The following is a 20,307-nucleotide window of genomic DNA, read 5'->3' as shown; positions in this document are numbered from 1 at the left end:
ATGGGGAGCTCTTACGCTCCATTGCGGAAGCGTGACAGCCTTCGTGTCGCGGGTCAAGAAAGCTGATCCCGGCCGGAACGGGTCTGCCCCGCTACCGGAACGTGTCGGTCGAGGCGACGGAGGAGGCGAAGGCCGAGCGGTACCCCAACCGCATCTTCGCCGACGACGCCGCGTTCAGCGACGCGGACCTCTCGTTCGTCGACTTCGACTCGTTCTCGAGCGACGGCTACGAGCCCGGCAACTACAGCTGAGCACGGTCTGAGTGACGAAGGGCCCCGCCGGGAGACCGGCGGGGCCCTTCGTCGTCAGCGGCACCGTGCGGGCACAGCGACGCGCGACGGGTGCCTCGCGCGCCGCGCGGTAAGGGCACCCTGACTGGGGGTCCGTCGATTCCCGACAGAGAGCCCGAACGGGGGCGTCCGGATGATTGACTTCTGGGACGTTCGTCCGGTCGATCCCCTGAACCCGCTCAGCAGGGGTCGCGGCGGTGAGGAAACGTGCGGATGAGAGTCCTGATCGCCCTGCTGGCCGCCCTTCTCGTGGTGGTCGGTGCCGTCGTCGTACCGTCGGGCACCGCGGTCGCCGCGGCCGCCGCAGCCGCCCCTCCGCCGGCGACCTGCGGCATCGCCGAGCTCGCCCCGGTCCTCCCGGGCGACGAGGTCGAGTCCACGGCGGCGGCCTCGCTGGTGCCGATCCTGGTGCTGCACGGCTGGCTCGGCACCGCGACGCACGACGCGTCGCGCACGGGCGCCTTCTCGCACCTGGTCGACCTGATCGCCACCAACGGCGTCGACCAGCCGGTCACCACCTCCCAGCGCTCGCTCATCGGCGCGTTCCAGGACACCGAGGGCGCCGTCGTCTACACCTTCGACTACCGCGATCTCGCGGCCCGCTGGGTGACCGATCCCGGCATCGCCGACGCCCTGGCCTCCTCGATCGCCTGCCTCACCGCCGCGACCGGCCACCGGGCCGTCGTCGTCGCCCACTCGATGGGCGGCCTCGCCGCGCGCCAGGCCCTCAGCCAGAGCGTCGACGGCGTGCCGGTGGAGTCGATGGTGCGCGAGGTCGTCACCTTCGGCACGCCCAACACGGGCTCGGACCTCGCCCTCCGCCTCGGCCAGATCATCGACTCCACCGGCACGGTCAGCCCCGCGGTGGTCGGCGGACTCGAGCCGCAGTCGCGCCTCGGCCTCTCGGCGCTGCTCGCCTCCTGCGGCGCGGCGGCCTCGCAGGACGCGGGCAACGCGGGGGAGTGCACGGGCATGCCCATGATCGACGCGCTGTCCTCGCAGGCGGGGATCGCCCTGCGCACCGGCTCCACGCAGCTCGCGGCCCTGCCGCCGTGGCCGGAGAGCGTGCGCGTGGTCTCGCTCGCCGGCGACATCCGCGTGACCATCGCCTCGGTCCTGGGCTCGCGGACGGGCTCGGTGTCGCTCGGCGACATCATCGTCGCGCCGCCGTCGGCCGAGGCGGGCGTCGACGACTACGTCGTGTCGACCTGCTACTACACGCTGCTGTCGATGCCGGACGTCCCGTCGGTGCTCGCGGAGCTGAACCCGATGGCGCGGCTGGGCGACGCGCTGCGCTTCTCCGCGATGGTGGTCGCCATCGACGCCAGCCCCTGCCACCACGCCAAGCTGATGCGCAACGTCGAGCTCGCCGGCCACGCCGAGGCGGAGGTCGCCGGTGCGGTGGCGGACGAGCTCGGCATTCCGCGCCTCGGCGCCGTGCGCGCCGGGCAGCACCTCCTGCCGTTGTCGGACGAGCCTCGCCGCCCCTTCCGCCCCTGACCGGCGGGACATGATGTCCGGAGTTTTGACGCCGCCCTGATCGAGCGCCTACGGTCGAGATCGGCCGAAGGGGCGGCCGCCTGGGGGACAGGCAGCGCGGCTCGCGCGGCTCGCACGCCGAGCGCGAGCCGCGCCCGTCCCGCGCGTCCGGCTGCCTCTGTGACCTCCCGAGTAGCCGATGTGCGCGACGACTGTCGGCGATCGTCTACGCTCGGGTGCACCGGGGACGCCGAAGCCGCCCCGCTCACCCGCCTCCGGAGGCACGATGGGCACCGACACCCCGCCCGAGGTCCCGCCGCGACCGGCCCGTCTCAGCCGTGAGCAGGTCCGGACCCGGCTGCTCGACGCCGCCCTCGCGCTCGTCCGCGCGGAGGGCCTGCGCGTCGGCGTCTCGCACCTGCCGCTCGAGGACGTCATCCGCTCCGCCGGCGTGCCGCGCAGCACGGTCTACCGGATCTGGCCCACCCGCCAGGCGTTCTACGACGAGCTGGTCGCCGCGATCCCCGAGCGGATCCTCACGGCCCGGCTCGACCCCACCTCGCTCACCGCGGGGGACGCGTACCTGCATCGCCGCCTCGCCGAGCAGCCGACCCCCGAGCAGATGCGCGAGATCCTCGTCGCCTCGCTCACCGTCGCGATCGAGGCGAACTACGACAACGTGTTCGCCTCCCAGCACTGGCGTAACTTCGTCGCCCTGATCGGCGCGGTCGACTCGCACTCGGAGTCGGCCCGCGTCGCGATCCACGAGGCCCTGCACTCGCGCCAGGTGCACTTCATCGAGAACATGGCGAAGTACTACCGGCACACCCTCGCCGAGGCGGGCCTGCGCCTGCGCTCGGGCCGGGAGGAGGAGTACGCCGTGCTCGCCTCCGCGATCTCGTCGTTCGTCGAGGGACTCTGCGTCGCCCGGATCGCCGCGCCCGAGCTGGTGACCGGACCGATCGATCCGGGCCGGCCGGACTCGCCCTCGCTCGTGGTGGCGGGCACGCTGATGCTGATCGACGGCTTCTGCGAGCCCGTGCCGTCCGCGCCCACCGGGTCCGCACCGGCGGAGGACGCCGCGCTCTAGCGGTCGGCGGGAGGCTCGTCCTCGGCGACCGGCTCGAGCATCCCGTCGACGATCGAGCGGATCGTCCAGGCGGTGAGGCTCCACTCGACGGGCTCGCCGTCCAGGCCGGGCGCCGTGACGACGGCGTCGAGCTCGTCGTCGAGCAGCCGCCCGCGGTGCACCAGCCCGTCCGTGACGATCGCGGTGAGGTGCGCGAGCTGGAGCGTGGTGAAGCCGGGCCGGAGTGAGGCGCTGAACTGGTCCAGGACGTCCTGGTAGTAGTCGCGCAGCCGCTGGCTGAGCATCGTCTCGAGCCGGCGGGCGGTGGCGCGCACCGCCTCGCGCGCGGGCCCCTCCTCCATCGAGAAGGTGCACGCCAGCAGGGCGTTGTAGGAGGACCAGTCGACGGAGGCGCGAAGGGTCTCCACGCTGGAGTTCGCACCGATGCGGATCATCTCCCAGGCCACCTGACGGCGGCCCGCCGCGGTGCCGAGGTGGGCGGAGGAGCGCTCGTAGACCTCGGTCATCGCCCGCTGGGCGTCGGGATCCGCGCCGTCGGCGAAGCGGTCCGCGACGAAGATCTCGCCGATGAGGTCGGCGACGAACTCCTCCCGCGTGCTCCAGATCCGGTAGACCGAGCTGCGCGGCACGGCGGCCAGGCGGATGTACTCCTCCATCGGCAGGTGGGCGAAGCCGACCGTGAGCCCGTGGGCCGAGATGACCTCGCGGGCGGCGCGGAGCATCCGGGTCCGCACCTGGTCGGCGGGGATCCGGGTCGAGCGGAGGGCGGTCTCGTCGGAGTCGTTCATCGTCACGGAGACTAGCCCTCCTGGGCGGAGTGCGAGCAAGGAGGGGGATCCGCGGTCGGCGGAGATGCGCTGATGGTCGTCGGGACGGAATGTCCCGTGCGTGGCTCGGCCGGTCCTCCTTTCGCTACGGTTCGATCCAGGACGGACCCGACCGTCCTCGCAAGGGGTTTCCGTGGCGGAATTCGAGAAGTTCGCTGTGACCGTGGTGAGCGGTCTGTCCATCGAGCGCGCGGCTCTCGCGGCGCTCCTCGTCGACGTCCTCCCGCACCTGAGTGCCGCGGACCCGGACGCCGCCGAGGCGGACACGATCGCGGTCCTGGACCTCGACCGGGTCGCGCCCGAGGTGCTGACCAGCACGCTCGCGGAGGTCAGCGCGCGGCATCGCGGCCTGGTGGTGCTGTCCGCGTCGGACTCGCTCGAGGCCGTCCGCGCCGTGCTCCGCCTCGAGCGCACCGCCTTCGTCTGGAAGGGCGACGAGCCGGGCGAGCTCGTCGCGGCCCTGGTGTCGGTCGCGTCCGGCCGCTCCTGGATCTCGGAGGCGGCCCGGCACCGCTTCCTCGCCGCCGGCGAGCACCGCCGGCCCGTGCTCAGCCGGCAGGAGAGCCGCGTCATGCGCTCCTACGGGTCCGGCACGGCGGTCAAGGACGTCGCCCTCGACATGCGGATCGCCGAGCACACCGTGCGCACCTACATCAAGCGGATCAAGGCGAAGTACCTCGACGCCGGCATCGCGCTGGAGTCACGGGTCGACTTCTACCGCCACCTCGACGGGCATGACGTCGCGATCCGCAACGGCCGCGACCGGGTGCGGCCCGGCCTGCAGGAGACGGGCGGCGGCGTGCGTGGCGAGGTCGCCTCGTGAGGCGAGCAGGATCGCGTTGCCGCTCCCGCGCCCCTCGGCGTAGCTGAGCGGACCGACGGCGGCGACCACCGGCAGCACGCGCTGCACCTCCCGCCGGAGCCGCCGCAGGCGCCGGTGATCGGCGTCGTCGGCGACGTTGACCGCGAGCAGGCCGACGCCCTCGACCAGCCCGGCGAGACCGCCGAGCACCTCGGTGCGGTAGAAGGGCTCCGGGATCTCGTCGCCGTCGTAGACGTCCAGCACGACGAGGTCGGCCCGCGGCACGGCGAGGGGTCCGGCGGCGTCCGCGGTGACGCTGCGCAGCCTCGTCCCGGTGGGGAGCGGTGCGTGCGCCAGCACGAACTCGACCAGCCCGGCGGCGCGCTCGACGACCGTCTGCTCGGAGCCAGGGCGGGTGGCGGCGACGTAGCGCGCGAGCGCCAGCGCGCCCGCACCGAGGTGGAGGACCGTCACGGGCGCTCCCGCCGGCCCGAGCGCGTCGACCGCGGAGCCGAGCCGGGCCAGGTACTCGAGGCCGAGCTGCTCGGGCGCGCGGAGATCGATCAGGGACTGCTCCGAGCCGTCGATCTCCAGCACCAGCGAGCCCTCGCGGATCGGGTCGGGCTCGAGCGAGACCAGTGCTCCACCGGGGAGACGGGCGGAGGGGGGCACCCGCCCACGCTAGCGGGAGCTCCCGCCTCGCGCCGGACCGCGGCCGCGGCTACGGTTGCAGCCATGGTCGCCCTCATCCTGCTCGACGTCGACGGCGTCCTGAACCCGTCCGTCTCGAGCGACCGCGCGGCGGGCGGCCACCGGCTGATGCTCGAGCCCGAGCGCGAGGACCTGGTGCGCCGCCTCGCCGCCGTCGGCACGATCGTCTGGGCCACCACCTGGCCGCCGAAGCTCACCTCGGTGCTCGCGGACGATCTCGGTCTGCCGGCCGGCACCGAGGCGATCGTCTTCGGCGGTGGCCTCCCGCGCGACCCGCGCTTCCCCGGGCAGACCGGCAAGCTCCAGCCCGTCGCCGTCTGGCTCGAGCAGGCAGAGGACAGGTTCGCGATCGACGCCGTCGTCTGGATCGACGACAACCTCCGCGGCGACGCCTTCGACTGGGCCCGCGAGCAGGAGACCCCCTTCCACCTGATCGTGCCCGAGGCGGCCGCCGGCCTGACGGCGGACGAGGTCGCCGGCGCGGAGTCGTTCCTCGCGGGGCTCGGTGCCCGTCCGGCGTCACACGGCGACATCCGGGAATAGCGGTCCCCCTCCCGCTGGTTGGGTGGAGGGTGCGGACGCGTGCGATCGATCGCCGTCCGCTCCTCCCCACCCCACCGAACCGTGCGCGGCTCCGGCCGCGATCCGGTCGTGAGACACCGCGATGCACCGAAGGAAAGACACTGTGACGCTCCTCCCCGCCCGCACCTCGCTGCGCATCCTGCTCGGCACGACCGCGGCCGCCGCCGCCCTCGTCCTCGCCGGCTGCGCCCCCGCCTCCACCGACGACGTGGTCTCCGGCTCCAGCGACGACAGCACCGCCTCGACCGCCTCCGGGCTGACGCTCGCCGAGGTCGAGGAGTCCGGGAAGCTGACCATCGGCACCGAGGGCACCTACTCCCCGTTCTCCTTCCACGCGGACGGCGGCACGGGCGACCTCACCGGCTACGACGTCGAGGTGATCACCGCGGTCGCCGAGAAGCTCGGCGTCGAGCCGGAGTTCGAGGAGACGCAGTGGGACGCGATGTTCGCGGGACTGGACGGCGGCCGCTTCGACGTGATCGCCAACCAGGTCTCGATCAACGACGAGCGCAGCGCGAAGTACGACTTCTCCGAGCCGTACTCGGTGAGCCCCGGCGTGGTCGTCGTGCCGGCCGACGACACCGAGATCACCTCGCTGGACTCGCTCTCCGGCAAGACCACCGCGCAGTCGCTCTCGAGCAACTGGTACACGCTCGCGCAGGACAGCGGCGCGACCGTCGAGGGCGTCGAGGGCTGGGCCCAGGCCGTCGCCCTCGTCGAGCAGGGCCGTGTGGACGCGACCCTCAACGACCGTCTCACCTGGCTGGACTGGTCGACGACCTACCCCGACCAGGCCGCTGGCCTCAAGGTCGCCGTGACGACCGACGACAGCTCCTCCAGCGCCTTCACCTTCCCGAAGGGCTCGGACGACCTCGTCGCCGCGGTCGACGGCGCCCTCGACGAGCTGCGGGCCGACGGCACCCTCGCCTCCATCTCCGAGCGCTACTTCGGCGCCGACGTCTCCCAGTAGCCAGGCCTCAGGCGGTGGGTCTCGATACGCCCCTCCGGGGCTGCTCGACCAGCAAGAAGGACGCCTGCGGCGCTGGTCGCCGCTTCCGACGGTCGGCTGCGACATGCTGATCGAGTAGCCCGCGCAGCGGGCGTATCGAGATCCACCGTCGCCGTCACGCGAGTCCGCAGACCACCGTCTCGGCCACGGTGGGTCTCGATACGCCCCTCCGGGGCTGCTCGACCAGCATGGGTCGGCCGACACCCCCGCTTCGCAAGGCCGAGCGGCCCCGAGAAATGCGTGCCAGCATTTCTCGGAAGCGGACGCGACCCGCTCTGCCCCACGCATCCACCTCGACAAGCCGACCGCGGTCTTCTCCCGCCTCCGGCGGGAGAAGACAAGATGGAACTGTTCTTCAGGTCGTTCTGGCCGATCCTGTCGGGCGGCATCGTCGGCACGATCCCGCTGGCGCTGTCGAGCTTCGTGCTCGGCCTGGCCCTCGCGCTGGCCGTCGCGCTGATGCGCCTCTCGCGGGTGAAGGTCCTGGCCTGGATCGCCCGGGCGTACATCTCCGTGATCCGCGGCACCCCGCTCCTGGTGCAGCTCTTCGTGATCTTCTACGGCCTGCCCAGCCTGGGCGTCAAGATCGACCCCTGGCCGAGCGCGATCATCGCCTTCGCCCTGAACGTCGGCGGCTACGCGGCCGAGGTCATCCGCGCCGCGATCCTCAGCGTGCCCAAGGGGCAGTGGGAGGCGGCGCACACCATCGGCATGGGCCGCGGTCTCGCCCTGAGGCGGATCATCCTGCCGCAGGCCGCGCGCGTCTCGGTGCCGCCGCTCTCCAACACGTTCATCTCGCTGGTCAAGGACACCTCGCTCGCCTCGCTGATCCTGGTGACCGAGCTCTTCCGCCAGGCGCAGAAGATCGCCACCGCCTCGAGCGAGTTCATGCTGCTCTACCTCGAGGCCGCCCTCATCTACTGGCTCATCTGCCTCGTCCTCTCCAGCGGCCAGAGCCTCCTCGAGAAGCGATTGGACCGCTATGTCGCCCGTTGACGCCTCCTCCGGCACCGCAGGCCGCCCCGCGGACGGCGACCGCCCCGTCCTCCGCGCCACGGGGCTGCGCAAGTCCTTCAGCGGCGTCGAGGTCCTCCGCGGCATCGACCTCGAGATCCGCCGCGGTCAGGTCATCGCGCTGATCGGCCCGTCCGGCTCGGGCAAGACGACGGTGCTGCGCTCGTTGAACAGCCTCGAGGTCCCCGACGGCGGCCTGCTCGAGCTCGCGGACGGCTCGGTGCTCGACTTCGGCGGGCCGGTCGGCAAGCGCGCCCTCACCGCGCTGCGCGACCGCTCGGCGATGGTCTTCCAGCACTTCAATCTCTTCCCGCACCTCACCGTCCTGCAGAACGTCACGGAGGGCCCGCTCCGCGTGCAGCGCCGCCCGGCGTCCGAGGTGGTCCCGGAGGCGGAGGCGCTGCTCGAGCGCGTCGGTCTCGGCGGCCGCGGCGGCGCCTACCCCTTCGAGCTCTCCGGCGGCCAGCAGCAGCGGGTCGGCATCGTCCGGGCCCTCGCGCTCCAGCCCGACCTGCTGCTCTTCGACGAGCCGACGTCGGCGCTCGATCCCGAGCTGGTCGGCGACGTCCTCTCGCTGATGCGCGAGCTGGCGGGCGAGGGCTGGACGATGCTCGTCGTCACGCACGAGCTGGAGTTCGCCCGGCAGGTCGCCTCCGAGGTCGTCTTCATGGCGGACGGGGTGGTCGTCGAGCGCGGCGCCCCTGCGCAGATCCTCCGCGAGCCGCAGGAGCCGCGCACCCGGCAGTTCCTGCACCGCCTGCTGCACCCGCTCGAGTAGCGCAGCGGCGTCCCCCGTCCCGGGGTGGGCGCGGCGGTCGCTCGTCCCGCGCGGACCCGTGCCTAAGCTGTCGGAGTGACGGGGAACAGCGAAGCCGAGACCACGCGGATGCCGACGACGGGCGACGGGGCCGAGCCGACCCGGGAGTACGTCTGGCCCGAGCCGGAGCCGGGCGGCCGACGTCCCGCGACCGGCGCCACCGCCGTGCAGGAGGCGCAGCCCGCGTCGCCGTCCCCGCTCGGCTCCGTCGAGCCGGAGCCGGAGCCCGCCCGCCGGAAGGGCAACCGCCTCGCCGGCCTGGCCATCGCCCTGCTCACCACCGCGGTCTTCGCCGCCCTGTACCTCGTCGCCCTCACCGCGATCCGCGTGCTGATCGACGCCGTCGAGGGCGACCCCGTGGCGATCGCGCTCGCGCAGGGCCCCACGGCCGTCTTCCTCCTCCCGGTGGCCGCCTTCTTCGTCGGCCTCGCCCTGATCGTCCTCGCCGTCAATCGCGCGGGCTGGTGGGCCTACGTCCTCGGCGGCTTCTTCGTCGCCCTGCTCGCCGGCGCGGCGGCCCTCGTCGGCGCCTGGTCCGCGGTCGGCGGCTTCGCCGTGCCGCAGGACCGTACCGCCGTCGTCGACTTCCTCCGCGACCCCGCGACCCTCCTCGCCGTCGCCGCGGCCGCCGTGCTCGCCCGGGAGGTCAGCGTCTGGGGCGGGAGCCTCATCGCCGGCCGCGCGCGGGGAGTGAAGCGCCGCAACGCCGAGCGCGACGCCGCCGCGCAGTCGTGACGCCCGCCGGCCCGGGGGAGCAGGGCCGCGGCGCCGGGCTCGGCTACGGCATCGCCCTCGCGGCGTTCGCGTCCTTCCTCTACCTCGCCCTCGTGGTCTGCGCGTTCGGCGTGCTCAGCCTGCTGCTGGACCAGGACGTCGTCCCCGAGCGCGACGCCGGCCCGATCCTCGGCCCGGTCGTGGTGGCGGTCTGCGTCCTCGCCGTCCTCGTCTCGATGATCACACTCGCCGCCCGGCCCGGCGTCAGCCGTCTCGTCGGCCCCTCGCTGCTGACGGCGGTCGTCGTCTACGCGCTCTTCCTCCTGGTCGGCGGCGCGATCTACGGCCTGGGCCTGGGGGAGCCGGGCGCCATCCTCCGCTTCGTCGTCGACCACGCCGCGACGCCGTTCGCGATCGCCGCGGGCGTGCTGGCCGGAGCGGTGCAGATCCTCTTCCTCGCGATGCTCGCCCGCCGCGACGCCGGCGGCGGGACCCCGCACTGGGGCTGGGAGGGCGACGAGCGCGAGTGAGGCTCCCGGGCGGCGTTCTCGCCCAGGGCGAACGCCGTCCAGTTGACCGCCCCCGTCACTCCCCGTAATATTCTTCGGGTGTGCGCTTTGTCGTGCGCTCGTGTCGTGCCTCCGGGCCGGCACAGTGCCGCGCTTCGCTCCACCGGGTCCGCGAGGACCCGCGGGTTCGTCCGATCGGGCGGCCCCCACGGCATACCCCTCCCCTTCCCCGGTTCCGCTCGTCGGTGCCGAGAGGGAGTCGGGTCCAGATGAACTCGGCCGTCCCGGTAGCGGGCAGGCCGAATGTCGACCATCGATCCGCTGTCACCGTGCAGCATTCAAGGAGCAAATCAGTGCCAACGATTCAGCAGTTGGTCCGAAAGGGACGCACGCCGAAGGTCACCAAGACCAAGGCGCCCGCCCTGAAGGCCAACCCCCAGCAGCGCGGCGTCTGCACGCGCGTCTACACGACCACGCCCAAGAAGCCGAACTCGGCCCTCCGCAAGGTGGCCCGCGTGAAGCTCTCCAACGGCACCGAGGTCACGGCCTACATCCCCGGTGAGGGCCACAACCTCCAGGAGCACTCGATGGTGCTCGTCCGCGGCGGTCGTGTGAAGGACCTCCCCGGTGTCCGCTACAAGATCGTTCGCGGCGCCCTGGACACCCAGGCCGTCAAGAACCGCAAGCAGGCTCGCAGCCGGTACGGCGCGAAGATGGAGAAGAAGTAATGCCTCGTAAGGGACCCGCTCCTAAGCGCCCCGTCGTCGCAGACCCCGTCTACGGCGCCCCGGTCGTCAGCCAGCTCGTGAACAAGATCCTCCTGGACGGCAAGAAGGGCCTCGCCGAGCGCATCGTCTACGGCGCGCTCGAGGGAGTCTCGACCAAGAACGGCCAGGACGCCGTCGTCACGCTCAAGAAGGCGCTCGACAACGTCCGTCCGACCCTCGAGGTCCGCAGCCGCCGCGTCGGCGGCTCGACCTACCAGGTCCCCGTCGAGGTCAAGCCGCACCGCGCCAACACCCTCGCCCTCCGCTGGCTCACCAGCTACGCGAAGGCCCGTCGCGAGAAGACGATGACCGAGCGTCTCATGAACGAGATCCTCGACGCGTCGAACGGTCTGGGCGCCGCTGTCAAGCGTCGCGAGGACACCCACAAGATGGCCGAGTCGAACAAGGCCTTCGCGCACTACCGCTGGTAGCGCACCCCGCGCCCGCCTCTGGCGAGCGCGACCCCCGGTCCCGCGGCGCGCGCCTCAGTGCGCGCGCCGCGGTCCCGGACCCGGCGGCGGATCCTCGGATCCGGCGTGGACGGGCGACCGCCACCATCACGATCCCAGCCGATCGGCCATGAACCCGTTGCGCTGGCTCCATCACCTATCGGAGGAACTCCGTGGCACAAGATGTGCTCACCGACCTGAACAAGGTCCGCAACATCGGCATCATGGCCCACATCGATGCCGGCAAGACCACCACCACCGAGCGCATCCTGTTCTACACGGGTATCACGCACAAGATCGGTGAGGTCCACGACGGCGCCGCCACGATGGACTGGATGGCGCAGGAGCAGGAGCGCGGCATCACGATCACGTCCGCCGCGACGACGTGCTTCTGGAACAAGAACCAGATCAACATCATCGACACCCCCGGTCACGTCGACTTCACGGTCGAGGTCGAGCGCTCGCTGCGCGTCCTCGACGGCGCCGTCGCCGTCTTCGACGGCAAGGAGGGCGTCGAGCCCCAGTCCGAGACCGTCTGGCGTCAGGCCGACAAGTACGACGTCCCGCGCATCTGCTTCGTCAACAAGATGGACAAGCTCGGCGCCGACTTCTACTTCACCGTCGACACGATCATCAACCGCCTCGGCGCCAAGCCGCTGGTCATCCAGCTGCCCATCGGCGCGGAGTCCAGCTTCGAGGGCGTCGTCGACCTCGTCGAGATGCGCGCGCTCACGTGGCGCGGCGACTCGAAGGGTGACGTCGCGCTGGGCGCGAAGTACGAGATCGAGGAGATCCCCGCGGACCTGGCCGACAAGGCCGCCGAGTACCGCGAGAAGCTGCTCGAGACCGTCGCGGAGACCTCCGACGAGCTGCTCGAGAAGTACTTCGGCGGTGAGGAGCTCACGGTCGCCGAGATCAAGGGCGCCATCCGCAAGCTGACCGTCAACTCGGACATCTACCCCGTGCTCTGCGGCTCCGCGTTCAAGAACCGCGGCGTGCAGCCGATGCTCGACGCGGTCGTCGACTACCTCCCCTCCCCGCTCGACGTCCCCGCCATCGAGGCGCACGACGTCCGTGACGAGGAGAAGGTCATCATGCGCCACGCGGACTCGACCGAGCCCTTCTCGGCGCTCGCGTTCAAGGTCGCGGTGCATCCGTTCTTCGGTCGCCTCACCTACGTCCGCGTCTACTCGGGCAAGCTCGACTCCGGCGCCCAGGTCATCAACTCGACCAAGGGCAAGAAGGAGCGCATCGGCAAGATCTTCCAGATGCACTCCAACAAGGAGAACCCGGTCGACTCGGTCACCGCCGGCCACATCTACGCCGTCATCGGCCTCAAGGACACCACCACCGGTGACACCCTGAGCGACCCGACCGCGCAGGTCGTGCTCGAGTCGATGACCTTCCCGGAGCCCGTCATCGAGGTCGCCATCGAGCCCAAGACGAAGGCCGACCAGGAGAAGCTCGGCACCGCGATCCAGAAGCTCGCGGAGGAGGACCCCACCTTCCGCACCGAGCAGAACCAGGAGACCGGTCAGACGGTCATCAAGGGAATGGGCGAGCTGCACCTCGACATCCTGGTGGACCGCATGAAGCGCGAGTTCAACGTCGAGGCCAACGTCGGCAAGCCGCAGGTGGCCTACCGCGAGACGATCCGCCGCACGGTCGAGAAGTACGACTACACCCACAAGAAGCAGACGGGTGGCTCGGGCCAGTTCGCGAAGGTCCAGATCTCCATCGAGCCGATGGAGGTCGAGGCCGACAAGACCTACGAGTTCGTCAACGGCGTCACCGGTGGTCGCGTCCCCCGCGAGTACATCCCCTCGGTCGACGCGGGCATCCGCGACGCCATGCTGGTCGGCGTCCTCGCCGGCTACCCCATGGTGGGCATCAAGGCGACCCTGACCGACGGCGCGGCGCACGACGTCGACTCCTCGGAGATGGCGTTCAAGATCGCCGGCTCCATCGCGTTCAAGGAGGCCTCGCGCAAGGCGCAGCCGGTCCTCCTCGAGCCGCTGATGGCCGTCGAGGTCCGCACGCCCGAGGAGTACATGGGCGACGTCATCGGCGACCTCAACTCGCGTCGCGGGATGATCCAGTCCATGGAGGACGCCGCGGGCGTCAAGGTCATCAAGGCCAACGTCCCGCTGTCCGAGATGTTCGGCTACATCGGCGACCTGCGCTCGAAGACCTCGGGCCGCGCGGTCTACTCGATGACGTTCGAGACCTACGCCGAGGTCCCCAAGGCCGTGGCCGAGGAGATCGTCCAGAAGAACAAGGGCGAGTAGCACTCGTCCCACCCCCGCCGCGGTTCTGCGGAACCGCGGCGGGCCTGGTAGTGTCGTGCGGGTTTGCTGCCGCGTTCTGCGCGCCTCGGATCCTCATCGGATGGCCCGCGCGACCACTGCCGGTAACATACCTACACAAAACCCCCGCAAGTCCTCCTGTCCTCGTGCCGCCCCGTGCGGCGTCGGATGCGGATGCTTGCACCTAAGTCCTGAGGAGGACCCACAGTGGCTAAGGCCAAGTTCGAGCGGACCAAGCCGCACGTCAACATCGGAACCATCGGTCACGTCGACCACGGAAAGACCACCCTCACCGCGGCGATCTCGAAGGTTCTGGCGGACAAGTACCCGTCCGCGACCAACGTCCAGCGTGACTTCGCGTCGATCGACTCCGCTCCCGAGGAGCGCCAGCGCGGCATCACGATCAACATCTCGCACGTCGAGTACGAGACGCCGAAGCGCCACTACGCGCACGTCGACGCCCCCGGTCACGCCGACTACATCAAGAACATGATCACCGGCGCGGCTCAGATGGACGGCGCGATCCTCGTGGTCGCCGCCACCGACGGCCCGATGGCTCAGACCCGTGAGCACGTCCTCCTCGCCAAGCAGGTCGGCGTGCCGTACCTCCTCGTCGCCCTGAACAAGGCCGACATGGTGGACGACGAGGAGATCCTCGAGCTCGTCGAGCTCGAGGTCCGCGAGCTGCTGTCCTCGCAGGGCTTCCCCGGCGACGACGCCCCCGTGGTCCGCGTCTCCGGCCTCAAGGCCCTCGAGGGCGACGAGGCGTGGACCCAGTCCATCCTCGACCTCATGGACGCCGTCGACGCCTCCGTCCCGGACCCGATCCGCGACAAGGACAAGCCGTTCCTCATGCCGATCGAGGACGTCTTCACGATCACCGGTCGTGGAACCGTCGTCACCGGTCGCGCCGAGCGCGGCACCCTCTCGCTGAACTCCGAGGTCGAGATCGTCGGCATCCGCCCGACGCAGAAGACCACGGTCACCGGCATCGAGATGTTCCACAAGCAGCTCGACGAGGCCTGGGCCGGCGAGAACTGCGGTCTGCTCCTCCGCGGCACCAAGCGCGAGGACGTCGAGCGCGGCCAGGTCGTCGTCAAGCCGGGTTCGGTCACGCCGCACACGGACTTCGAGGGCACCGCGTACATCCTGTCCAAGGACGAGGGTGGGCGTCACAACCCGTTCTACGGGAACTACCGCCCCCAGTTCTACTTCCGCACCACCGACGTCACCGGCGTCATCACGCTGCCCGAGGGCACCGAGATGGTCATGCCCGGCGACACCACCGACATGACGGTCGCGCTGATCCAGCCGATCGCCATGGAGGAGGGCCTCGGCTTCGCCATCCGTGAGGGTGGCCGCACCGTGGGTGCCGGAACGGTCACCAAGATCGTCAAGTAGGTTCTCCTACTGATCTCTCGAGAGGGGTCGTCCGCTTCGGCGGGCGGCCCCTCTCGTCGTTCCCGGTGCAGGTCGGCCCCGGTCTCGATCCGCTCGGCGGAGGCTGACTAGCGTGGGAGGCATGCCCTTCGTGAAGACGAACCCGTCCGCTCCCGCGCAGTTCTTCGAGTGGGAGGCGGCGGGACTGCGCTGGCTGGCCGAGGCCGAGGAGGCCGGGGGAGCGCGCTGCGCCGAGGTGCTGCTCGTCGAGCCCGGCCGCATCGAGCTCGAGGAGGTCCGCTCCGCCCGCCCGACGCGGGAGGCCGCCCGGCGCTTCGGAGGCGCCCTCGCGCGCACGCACGACGCGGGAGCCGCCGCCTTCGGTGCGCCGCCGGCCGGCTGGTCCGGCCCCGCCTTCATCGGACGCCGCAGGATGCCCTGCACTCCGGAGGACTCCTGGGGCCGGTTCTACGCGGAGCAGCGGGTCCGGCCCTTCCTCCGCCCGGCCCTCGAGGCGGGGAACCTGTCCTCCGCCGACGCCCGCACCGTCGAGAGCGCCCTCGACCTCGTCCGGGCCGGAGCCTTCGACGACGACGACGTCCCGGCGCGCCTGCACGGCGACCTCTGGAACGGCAACGTGCTGTGGTCGGACGAGGGCGCGGTGCTGATCGACCCGGCCGCGCACGGCGGCCACCGCGAGACGGACCTCGCCATGCTGGCCCTCTTCGGGCTGCCCCGGCTCGACGACGTCCTCGCCGGCTACGAGGAGGTCCACCCGCTCCGGCCCGGGTCCGAGGACCGCGTGCCGCTGCACCAGCTCCATCCGCTCGCGGTGCACGCCGCCGGCCACGGACCCTCCTACGGCCGGGCCCTCGCCGAAGCCGCGGCCCGCGTCCTCGCTCTCTGATCTCCCCGGCGCGTCCCGCATCGTTCGTCCAGGCGGTGTCGCCACACTGAGGCTCGCGCGGCCCCCTGCCCGCACGGATCAAGGAGGAACCATGGTGGACTTCGGCAAGCTCGGACGACAGGCCGGCGAGCTGCTCAACAGCAAGAAGGTCCAGGAGACGCTCCGCAGCGAGAAGGCGGAGGGCGTCTCAGACCAGGTGCTCGAGAAGACCGGCGACATCGCGAGCCGCCTCACCAAGGGCAAGTACGACGACCGCATCGAGGACCTCAAGCGCCAGGCCGACAAGCGCCTCGGCAACGAGTAGCGCAGGGCCGGGGGCGCCCGTCAACCCGCTGACGGTGCCGGAGCCCCCGCCCTATCGTCGGGTCGATGGCCGATCCGCTCACTCAACGACTCCGCCGGACCGACTCGAGCGGTCGCGGCTACAGCCGGGTCCGCTCCGGTACCGGCTTCAGCTACCGCGACCCCAAGGGCGCCACGGTCACGGACCCCGAGCTGCGGGACCGCTTCGACCACCTCGGCATCCCGCCGGCCTGGCAGGACGTCTGGATCGCGCCGTACCCCAACGGGCACATCCAGGCCACGGGCGTCGACGGCGCCGGCCGGCGGCAGTACATCTACCACCCGACCTGGCGCGAGCAGAAGGACCGGATCAAGTTCGACCGGGCGCTCCGTCTCGCGGAAGCCCTTCCCGGTGCCCGCCGCCGGGTGACGATCGCCCTCCGCGACGACGGGCCCACCCGCGAGCGCGCGCTGGCGACCGGCTTCCGGATGCTCGACACCGGCTCGCTGCGGGTCGGCAGCGAGCAGTACGCGAAGGAGCACGGCAGCATCGGCCTCACGACGCTGCTCTGCTCGCACGCGACGACGCACGGCGATCGCGTCGCACTGGCCTTCCCCGGCAAGAGCCACCAGGCCTGGACGAGCGAGATCCTCGACCACGACCTGGCCCGGGTGGTCCGGGCACTGAAGCGCCGCGGCCCGAACGCCCGGCTCCTGGCCTGGAAGGACGGCCGCGTCTGGCGCCCGGTCTCCGCAGCCGATATCAACGACTACGTGCGCGAGCGCGCTGGCGACGACTTCACGGCGAAGGACTTCCGCACTCTGCACGGCACGGTCGCCGCAGCGCTGAGTCTTGCGAAGGCGGGCCCGCAGCCCACCCAGCGGCTGCGCACGAGGGCGATCTCGCAGGCGATGAAGGACGCGTCCGAGGTGCTCGGGAACACGCCGACCGTGGCTCGCGCGAGCTACGTCGACCCGCGGGTGCTCGATCACTTCCGCGCGGGCGAGACGATCGATCCGTCCCGCCCCGGCTCGGCCGACACGACGCTGCGCGCTCTGCTCTTCGAGTGAGCGGCGAGCGTCGCCCGGGTGCGGTGAGGCCCGGGATTCCGCGGGCGGACGTCCGCGGCCACCGACCTCCGCGCCGCGACACGCCCGGGTTGCACGGGTGCTGGATCCGTGAGAGACTCTTCTAGTTCAAAATTTCCGCCCGCGCAGCGTGCTGCGAGGGGGTGGAACACTGCCAGGCAGTGCCGAGACGGCGCCCCAGCGGCTCGACCCGAGAGGGCGGCCCCGCGAGTGCGACGTCGAGGCGGCGGGTAGCAGAACGACAACAACCGACAACTCAACGGGCTCTCCGTGCGTCGTGCGTTCTGCACGGCTCTCAGAGCGCCTCGAGCGCGGTGCTTTTGACAGAAGAACACTGGTGCACTTCCTCCGGTTCTCCGGATGTTCCTTCGCGAGCGCGTCCTATGCGACACGAGCCCGGCTCCGGCCGGGGGAGTGGCGTACGACGCAATAACAAGAGAGTGAGAGATCACACATGGCGGGACAGAAGATCCGCATCCGACTGAAGTCGTACGACCACGAGGTCATCGACACGTCGGCGCGCAAGATCGTCGACACGGTGACCCGTGCCGGTGCAACGGTCGTCGGCCCCGTGCCGCTTCCGACCGAGAAGAACGTGGTCTGCGTGATCCGTTCTCCCCACAAGTACAAGGACAGCCGCGAGCACTTCGAGATGCGCACCCACAAGCGCCTCATCGACATCATCGACCCGACGCCCAAGGCCGTCGACTCGCTGATGCGCCTCGACCTCCCGGCCGACGTCAACATCGAGATCAAGCTCTAAGGAGGAGTGCCACCATGTCTGTCACTGTTTCCCCCACGCTGAAGACCAGCAAGGGCCTCCTCGGCACGAAGCTCGGCATGACCCAGGTCTGGGACGAGAACAACAAGCTCGTCCCCGTCACGGTCATCGAGATCAGCCCCAACGTCGTGACCCAGGTCCGCACGGAGGAGAAGGACGGCTACACCGCCGTCCAGCTCGCCGCCGGTGCGATCGACCCGCGCAAGGTGAACAAGCCCGCCGCCGGTCACTTCGACGCCGCGGGCGTCACTCCCCGCCGCCACCTCACCGAGGTCCGCACCTCCGACGCCGCCGACTACTCGGCCGGCCAGGAGCTGACCGTGGACGCCGTCTTCGAAGCCGGCACCAAGGTCGACGTCGTCGGCACCTCCAAGGGCAAGGGCTTCGCCGGTGTCATGAAGCGTCACAACTTCAAGGGCGTCTCGGCTTCGCACGGTTCGCACCGCAACCACCGCAAGCCCGGCTCCATCGGCGCCTCCTCGACCCCCAGCCGTGTCTTCAAGGGCATGCGCATGGCCGGTCGCATGGGTGGCGAGCGCGTCACCGTGCTCAACCTCAAGGTGCACTCCGTCGACGCCGAGAAGGGTCTGCTGCTCGTCAAGGGCGCCGTCCCCGGTGCGCGCGGTCGCCTCGTGTTCGTTCGCAACGCCGTGAAGGGAGCGTAGTTCCATGGCTACCTCTGTCGACATCATCGACGTCCAGGGCAACAAGTCGGGCGCGTTCGAGCTCCCCGCCGAGCTCTTCGACGTCCAGACCAACATCCCCCTGATCCACCAGGTCGTCGTGGCGCAGCTCGCCGCGGCGCGCCAGGGCACCCACTCCACGAAGAACCGTGGCGAGGTCTCGGGAGCCGGCCGCAAGCCGTTCAAGCAGAAGGGAACCGGTCGCGCTCGTCAGGGCTCGATCCGCGCCCCGCACATGACCGGTGGTGGCGTGGTCCACGGACCCACCCCCCGCAGCTACGCGCAGCGCACCCCCAAGAAGATGATCGCCGCGGCCCTGCTCGGTGCTCTCTCGGACCGCGCCCGCGGCTCGCGCGTGCACGTGGTCGAGTCCCTCGCCCTCGGCGAGACCCCGAAGACGAAGGACGTCCTCGTCCTGCTCGAGGCCCTCTCGGTGTCGCGCAACGTCCTCGTGGTCCTCGAGCGCGACGACTTCATCGCCGAGCTCTCGCTCCGCAACGTGCCGTTCGTGCACATCCTGCCGTCCGACCAGCTCAACGCGTACGACGTGCTCGTCTCCGACGACATCGTCTTCACGAAGGCCGCACTCGACGCGTTCGTCGCCTCGAAGTCCGGCGCCAAGAAGGAAGAGGTGAGCGCATGAGCCAGTCCGCCGCGTTCAACAAGGACCCCCGCGACGTCATCATCTCGCCGGTGGTCTCGGAGAAGTCCTACGGCCTGATCGACGAGGGCAAGTACACCTTCGTCGTCGACCCGCGCTCCAACAAGACCGAGATCAAGCTCGCCATCGAGAAGATCTTCGGTGTCCAGGTCGCGTCGATCAACACGCTGAACCGTCAGGGCAAGACCCGCCGCACGAAGTTCGGGGCCGGCAAGCGCAAGGACACCAAGCGCGCGATCGTCACGCTGAAGTCCGGCTCCATCGACATCTTCACGAGCGTCGGCTGAGCCGAAGAAGCGTAGAGGAAACAGACAATGGCTATTCGTAAGTACAAGCCCACGACCCCCGGTCGCCGCGGCTCCAGCGTTGCCGACTTCGCCGAGATCACCCGATCGACGCCCGAGAAGTCGCTCCTTCGCCCGCTGTCCAAGACCGGTGGCCGCAACAACTCCGGTCGCATCACGACGCGTCACATCGGTGGTGGCCACAAGCGCCAGTACCGTCTGATCGACTTCCGTCGGAACGACAAGGACGGCATCAACGCCAAGGTCGCTCACATCGAGTACGACCCCAACCGCACGGCGCGCATCGCGCTGCTCCACTTCGTGGACGGCACCAAGCGCTACATCCTGGCTCCGAACAAGCTCTCGCAGGGCGACGTCGTGGAGTCGGGCTCGGGTGCCGACATCAAGCCCGGCAACAACCTGCCGCTGCGCAACATCCCGACCGGTACGGTCATCCACGCCATCGAGATCAAGCCGGGCGGCGGCGCCAAGCTCGCCCGCTCGGCCGGCACCTCGGTCCGCCTCGTCGCCAAGGACGGCCCCTACGCGCAGCTCCGCCTGCCGTCGGGCGAGATCCGCAACGTCGACGCGCGCTGCCGCGCCACGATCGGCGAGGTCGGCAACGCCGAGCAGTCGAACATCAACTGGGGCAAGGCCGGCCGCATGCGCTGGAAGGGCGTCCGCCCGACCGTCCGCGGTGTCGCGATGAACCCGGTCGACCACCCCCACGGTGGTGGAGAGGGCAAGACCTCCGGTGGTCGCCACCCGGTCAGCCCCTGGGGCCAGTCCGAGGGACGCACCCGTCGCCCCAACAAGGAGAGCGACAAGCTCATCGTTCGCCGCCGCACCGCCGGTAAGAAGCGCAAGTAGGAGT

General features: G+C 70.7%; 23 protein-coding genes. 22 read left to right on the top strand and 1 reads right to left on the bottom strand.

The features are described from left to right. Positions 1-101 precede the first annotated feature (101 nt). The 3 genes from EDF43_RS21740 to EDF43_RS06935 all read left to right on the top strand — a co-directional run bounded on the left by EDF43_RS21740 (position 102) and on the right by EDF43_RS06935 (position 2,859). Positions 102-251, top strand: coding sequence for a hypothetical protein (locus EDF43_RS21740; RefSeq protein WP_165909036.1), 150 nt, complete (start codon positions 102-104; stop codon positions 249-251). A 252-nt stretch (positions 252-503) separates the two neighbouring features. Then, positions 504-1,790 carry a hypothetical protein gene (locus EDF43_RS06940; RefSeq protein ID WP_132436045.1) on the top strand — a complete coding sequence of 429 codons (1,287 nt, stop codon included), beginning with the start codon at positions 504-506 and terminating at the stop codon, positions 1,788-1,790. 265 nt (positions 1,791-2,055) lie between these two features. Next, positions 2,056-2,859 (top strand): TetR/AcrR family transcriptional regulator, encoded by an 804-nt coding sequence (locus EDF43_RS06935; protein WP_132436044.1) that lies wholly within the window; start codon positions 2,056-2,058, stop codon positions 2,857-2,859. On the opposite strand, the gene EDF43_RS06930 is transcribed toward EDF43_RS06935, so the two are convergent. After that, a complete protein-coding gene (locus EDF43_RS06930; protein ID WP_127885906.1) occupies positions 2,856-3,647 on the bottom strand; it encodes a hypothetical protein in 792 nt (263 codons plus the stop codon). The two genes, EDF43_RS06935 and EDF43_RS06930, sit on opposite strands and share 4 nt — an antisense overlap. A 172-nt stretch (positions 3,648-3,819) precedes the next feature. Between EDF43_RS06930 and EDF43_RS06925 the strand changes: the two genes are divergently transcribed. The 19 genes from EDF43_RS06925 (at position 3,820) to rplB (ending at position 20,303) form a co-directional block, all read left to right on the top strand. Beyond that, positions 3,820-4,509 carry a LuxR C-terminal-related transcriptional regulator gene (locus EDF43_RS06925; protein WP_132436043.1) on the top strand — a complete coding sequence of 230 codons (690 nt, stop codon included), beginning with the start codon at positions 3,820-3,822 and terminating at the stop codon, positions 4,507-4,509. Between the two features lie 714 nt (positions 4,510-5,223). Next, a complete protein-coding gene (locus tag EDF43_RS06920) occupies positions 5,224-5,742 on the top strand; it encodes an HAD domain-containing protein (protein ID WP_132436042.1) in 519 nt (172 codons plus the stop codon). Positions 5,743-5,989: 247 nt separating this feature from the next. Further along, on the top strand, positions 5,990-6,751 hold the full coding sequence (locus EDF43_RS06915) for an amino acid ABC transporter substrate-binding protein (protein WP_243582595.1): 762 nt from the start codon (positions 5,990-5,992) through the stop codon (positions 6,749-6,751). 381 nt (positions 6,752-7,132) lie between these two features. Further along, positions 7,133-7,786: an amino acid ABC transporter permease gene (locus EDF43_RS06910; RefSeq protein WP_123445032.1), complete on the top strand. Its 654-nt coding sequence runs from the start codon at positions 7,133-7,135 to the stop codon at positions 7,784-7,786. Next, the gene (locus EDF43_RS06905) at positions 7,773-8,582 is read left to right on the top strand and encodes an amino acid ABC transporter ATP-binding protein (RefSeq protein WP_132436041.1); all 810 of its coding nucleotides are present in this window, start codon (positions 7,773-7,775) and stop codon (positions 8,580-8,582) included. Before EDF43_RS06910 ends, EDF43_RS06905 begins: the two co-directional genes overlap by 14 nt. A gap of 75 nt (positions 8,583-8,657) precedes the next feature. Further along, positions 8,658-9,356, top strand: coding sequence for a hypothetical protein (locus tag EDF43_RS06900; RefSeq protein ID WP_132436040.1), 699 nt, complete (start codon positions 8,658-8,660; stop codon positions 9,354-9,356). Continuing rightward, a complete protein-coding gene (locus EDF43_RS06895) occupies positions 9,353-9,865 on the top strand; it encodes a DUF6121 family protein (protein WP_123735025.1) in 513 nt (170 codons plus the stop codon). The genes EDF43_RS06900 and EDF43_RS06895 overlap by 4 nt, the downstream gene beginning before the upstream one ends. A 332-nt stretch (positions 9,866-10,197) precedes the next feature. After that, positions 10,198-10,572: a 30S ribosomal protein S12 gene (rpsL, locus tag EDF43_RS06890; protein ID WP_011186743.1), complete on the top strand. Its 375-nt coding sequence runs from the start codon at positions 10,198-10,200 to the stop codon at positions 10,570-10,572. Then, the gene (gene rpsG / locus EDF43_RS06885) at positions 10,572-11,042 is read left to right on the top strand and encodes a 30S ribosomal protein S7 (protein ID WP_056037355.1); all 471 of its coding nucleotides are present in this window, start codon (positions 10,572-10,574) and stop codon (positions 11,040-11,042) included. Before rpsL ends, rpsG begins: the two co-directional genes overlap by 1 nt. A gap of 191 nt (positions 11,043-11,233) precedes the next feature. Then, positions 11,234-13,348 carry an elongation factor G gene (gene fusA / locus EDF43_RS06880; RefSeq protein ID WP_123445036.1) on the top strand — a complete coding sequence of 705 codons (2,115 nt, stop codon included), beginning with the start codon at positions 11,234-11,236 and terminating at the stop codon, positions 13,346-13,348. Between the two features lie 225 nt (positions 13,349-13,573). Further along, positions 13,574-14,767: an elongation factor Tu gene (gene tuf / locus EDF43_RS06875; RefSeq protein WP_123445037.1), complete on the top strand. Its 1,194-nt coding sequence runs from the start codon at positions 13,574-13,576 to the stop codon at positions 14,765-14,767. A gap of 121 nt (positions 14,768-14,888) precedes the next feature. Next, positions 14,889-15,653: a fructosamine kinase family protein gene (locus tag EDF43_RS06870; RefSeq protein ID WP_132436039.1), complete on the top strand. Its 765-nt coding sequence runs from the start codon at positions 14,889-14,891 to the stop codon at positions 15,651-15,653. A gap of 91 nt (positions 15,654-15,744) precedes the next feature. Beyond that, on the top strand, positions 15,745-15,957 hold the full coding sequence (locus EDF43_RS06865; RefSeq protein WP_123735027.1) for an antitoxin: 213 nt from the start codon (positions 15,745-15,747) through the stop codon (positions 15,955-15,957). A gap of 65 nt (positions 15,958-16,022) precedes the next feature. Further along, a complete protein-coding gene (locus EDF43_RS06860; protein ID WP_132436038.1) occupies positions 16,023-17,006 on the top strand; it encodes a DNA topoisomerase IB in 984 nt (327 codons plus the stop codon). 472 nt (positions 17,007-17,478) lie between these two features. Continuing rightward, positions 17,479-17,787 (top strand): 30S ribosomal protein S10, encoded by a 309-nt coding sequence (rpsJ, locus tag EDF43_RS06855; protein ID WP_005050520.1) that lies wholly within the window; start codon positions 17,479-17,481, stop codon positions 17,785-17,787. A 14-nt stretch (positions 17,788-17,801) separates the two neighbouring features. Continuing rightward, positions 17,802-18,470 (top strand): 50S ribosomal protein L3, encoded by a 669-nt coding sequence (gene rplC, locus EDF43_RS06850; protein ID WP_104224566.1) that lies wholly within the window; start codon positions 17,802-17,804, stop codon positions 18,468-18,470. A 4-nt stretch (positions 18,471-18,474) separates the two neighbouring features. Continuing rightward, positions 18,475-19,131, top strand: a complete 657-nt coding sequence (gene rplD, locus EDF43_RS06845) for a 50S ribosomal protein L4 (protein WP_132436037.1) — start codon at positions 18,475-18,477, stop codon at positions 19,129-19,131. Beyond that, entirely contained in the window at positions 19,128-19,436 is a 309-nt protein-coding gene (rplW, locus tag EDF43_RS06840) for a 50S ribosomal protein L23 (RefSeq protein ID WP_123445042.1), read from the top strand. The genes rplD and rplW overlap by 4 nt, the downstream gene beginning before the upstream one ends. A 27-nt stretch (positions 19,437-19,463) precedes the next feature. Then, positions 19,464-20,303, top strand: a complete 840-nt coding sequence (rplB, locus tag EDF43_RS06835) for a 50S ribosomal protein L2 (RefSeq protein WP_123445043.1) — start codon at positions 19,464-19,466, stop codon at positions 20,301-20,303. Positions 20,304-20,307: the final 4 nt, after the last annotated feature.

Origin of the sequence: Rathayibacter sp. PhB179, from assembly GCF_004345345.1 — a bacterium.
GTDB lineage: Bacteria > Actinomycetota > Actinomycetes > Actinomycetales > Microbacteriaceae > Rathayibacter > Rathayibacter festucae.
The sequence above is the reverse complement of the archived record's forward strand: the minus strand, read 5'-3'. Positions and strand labels throughout refer to the sequence as shown.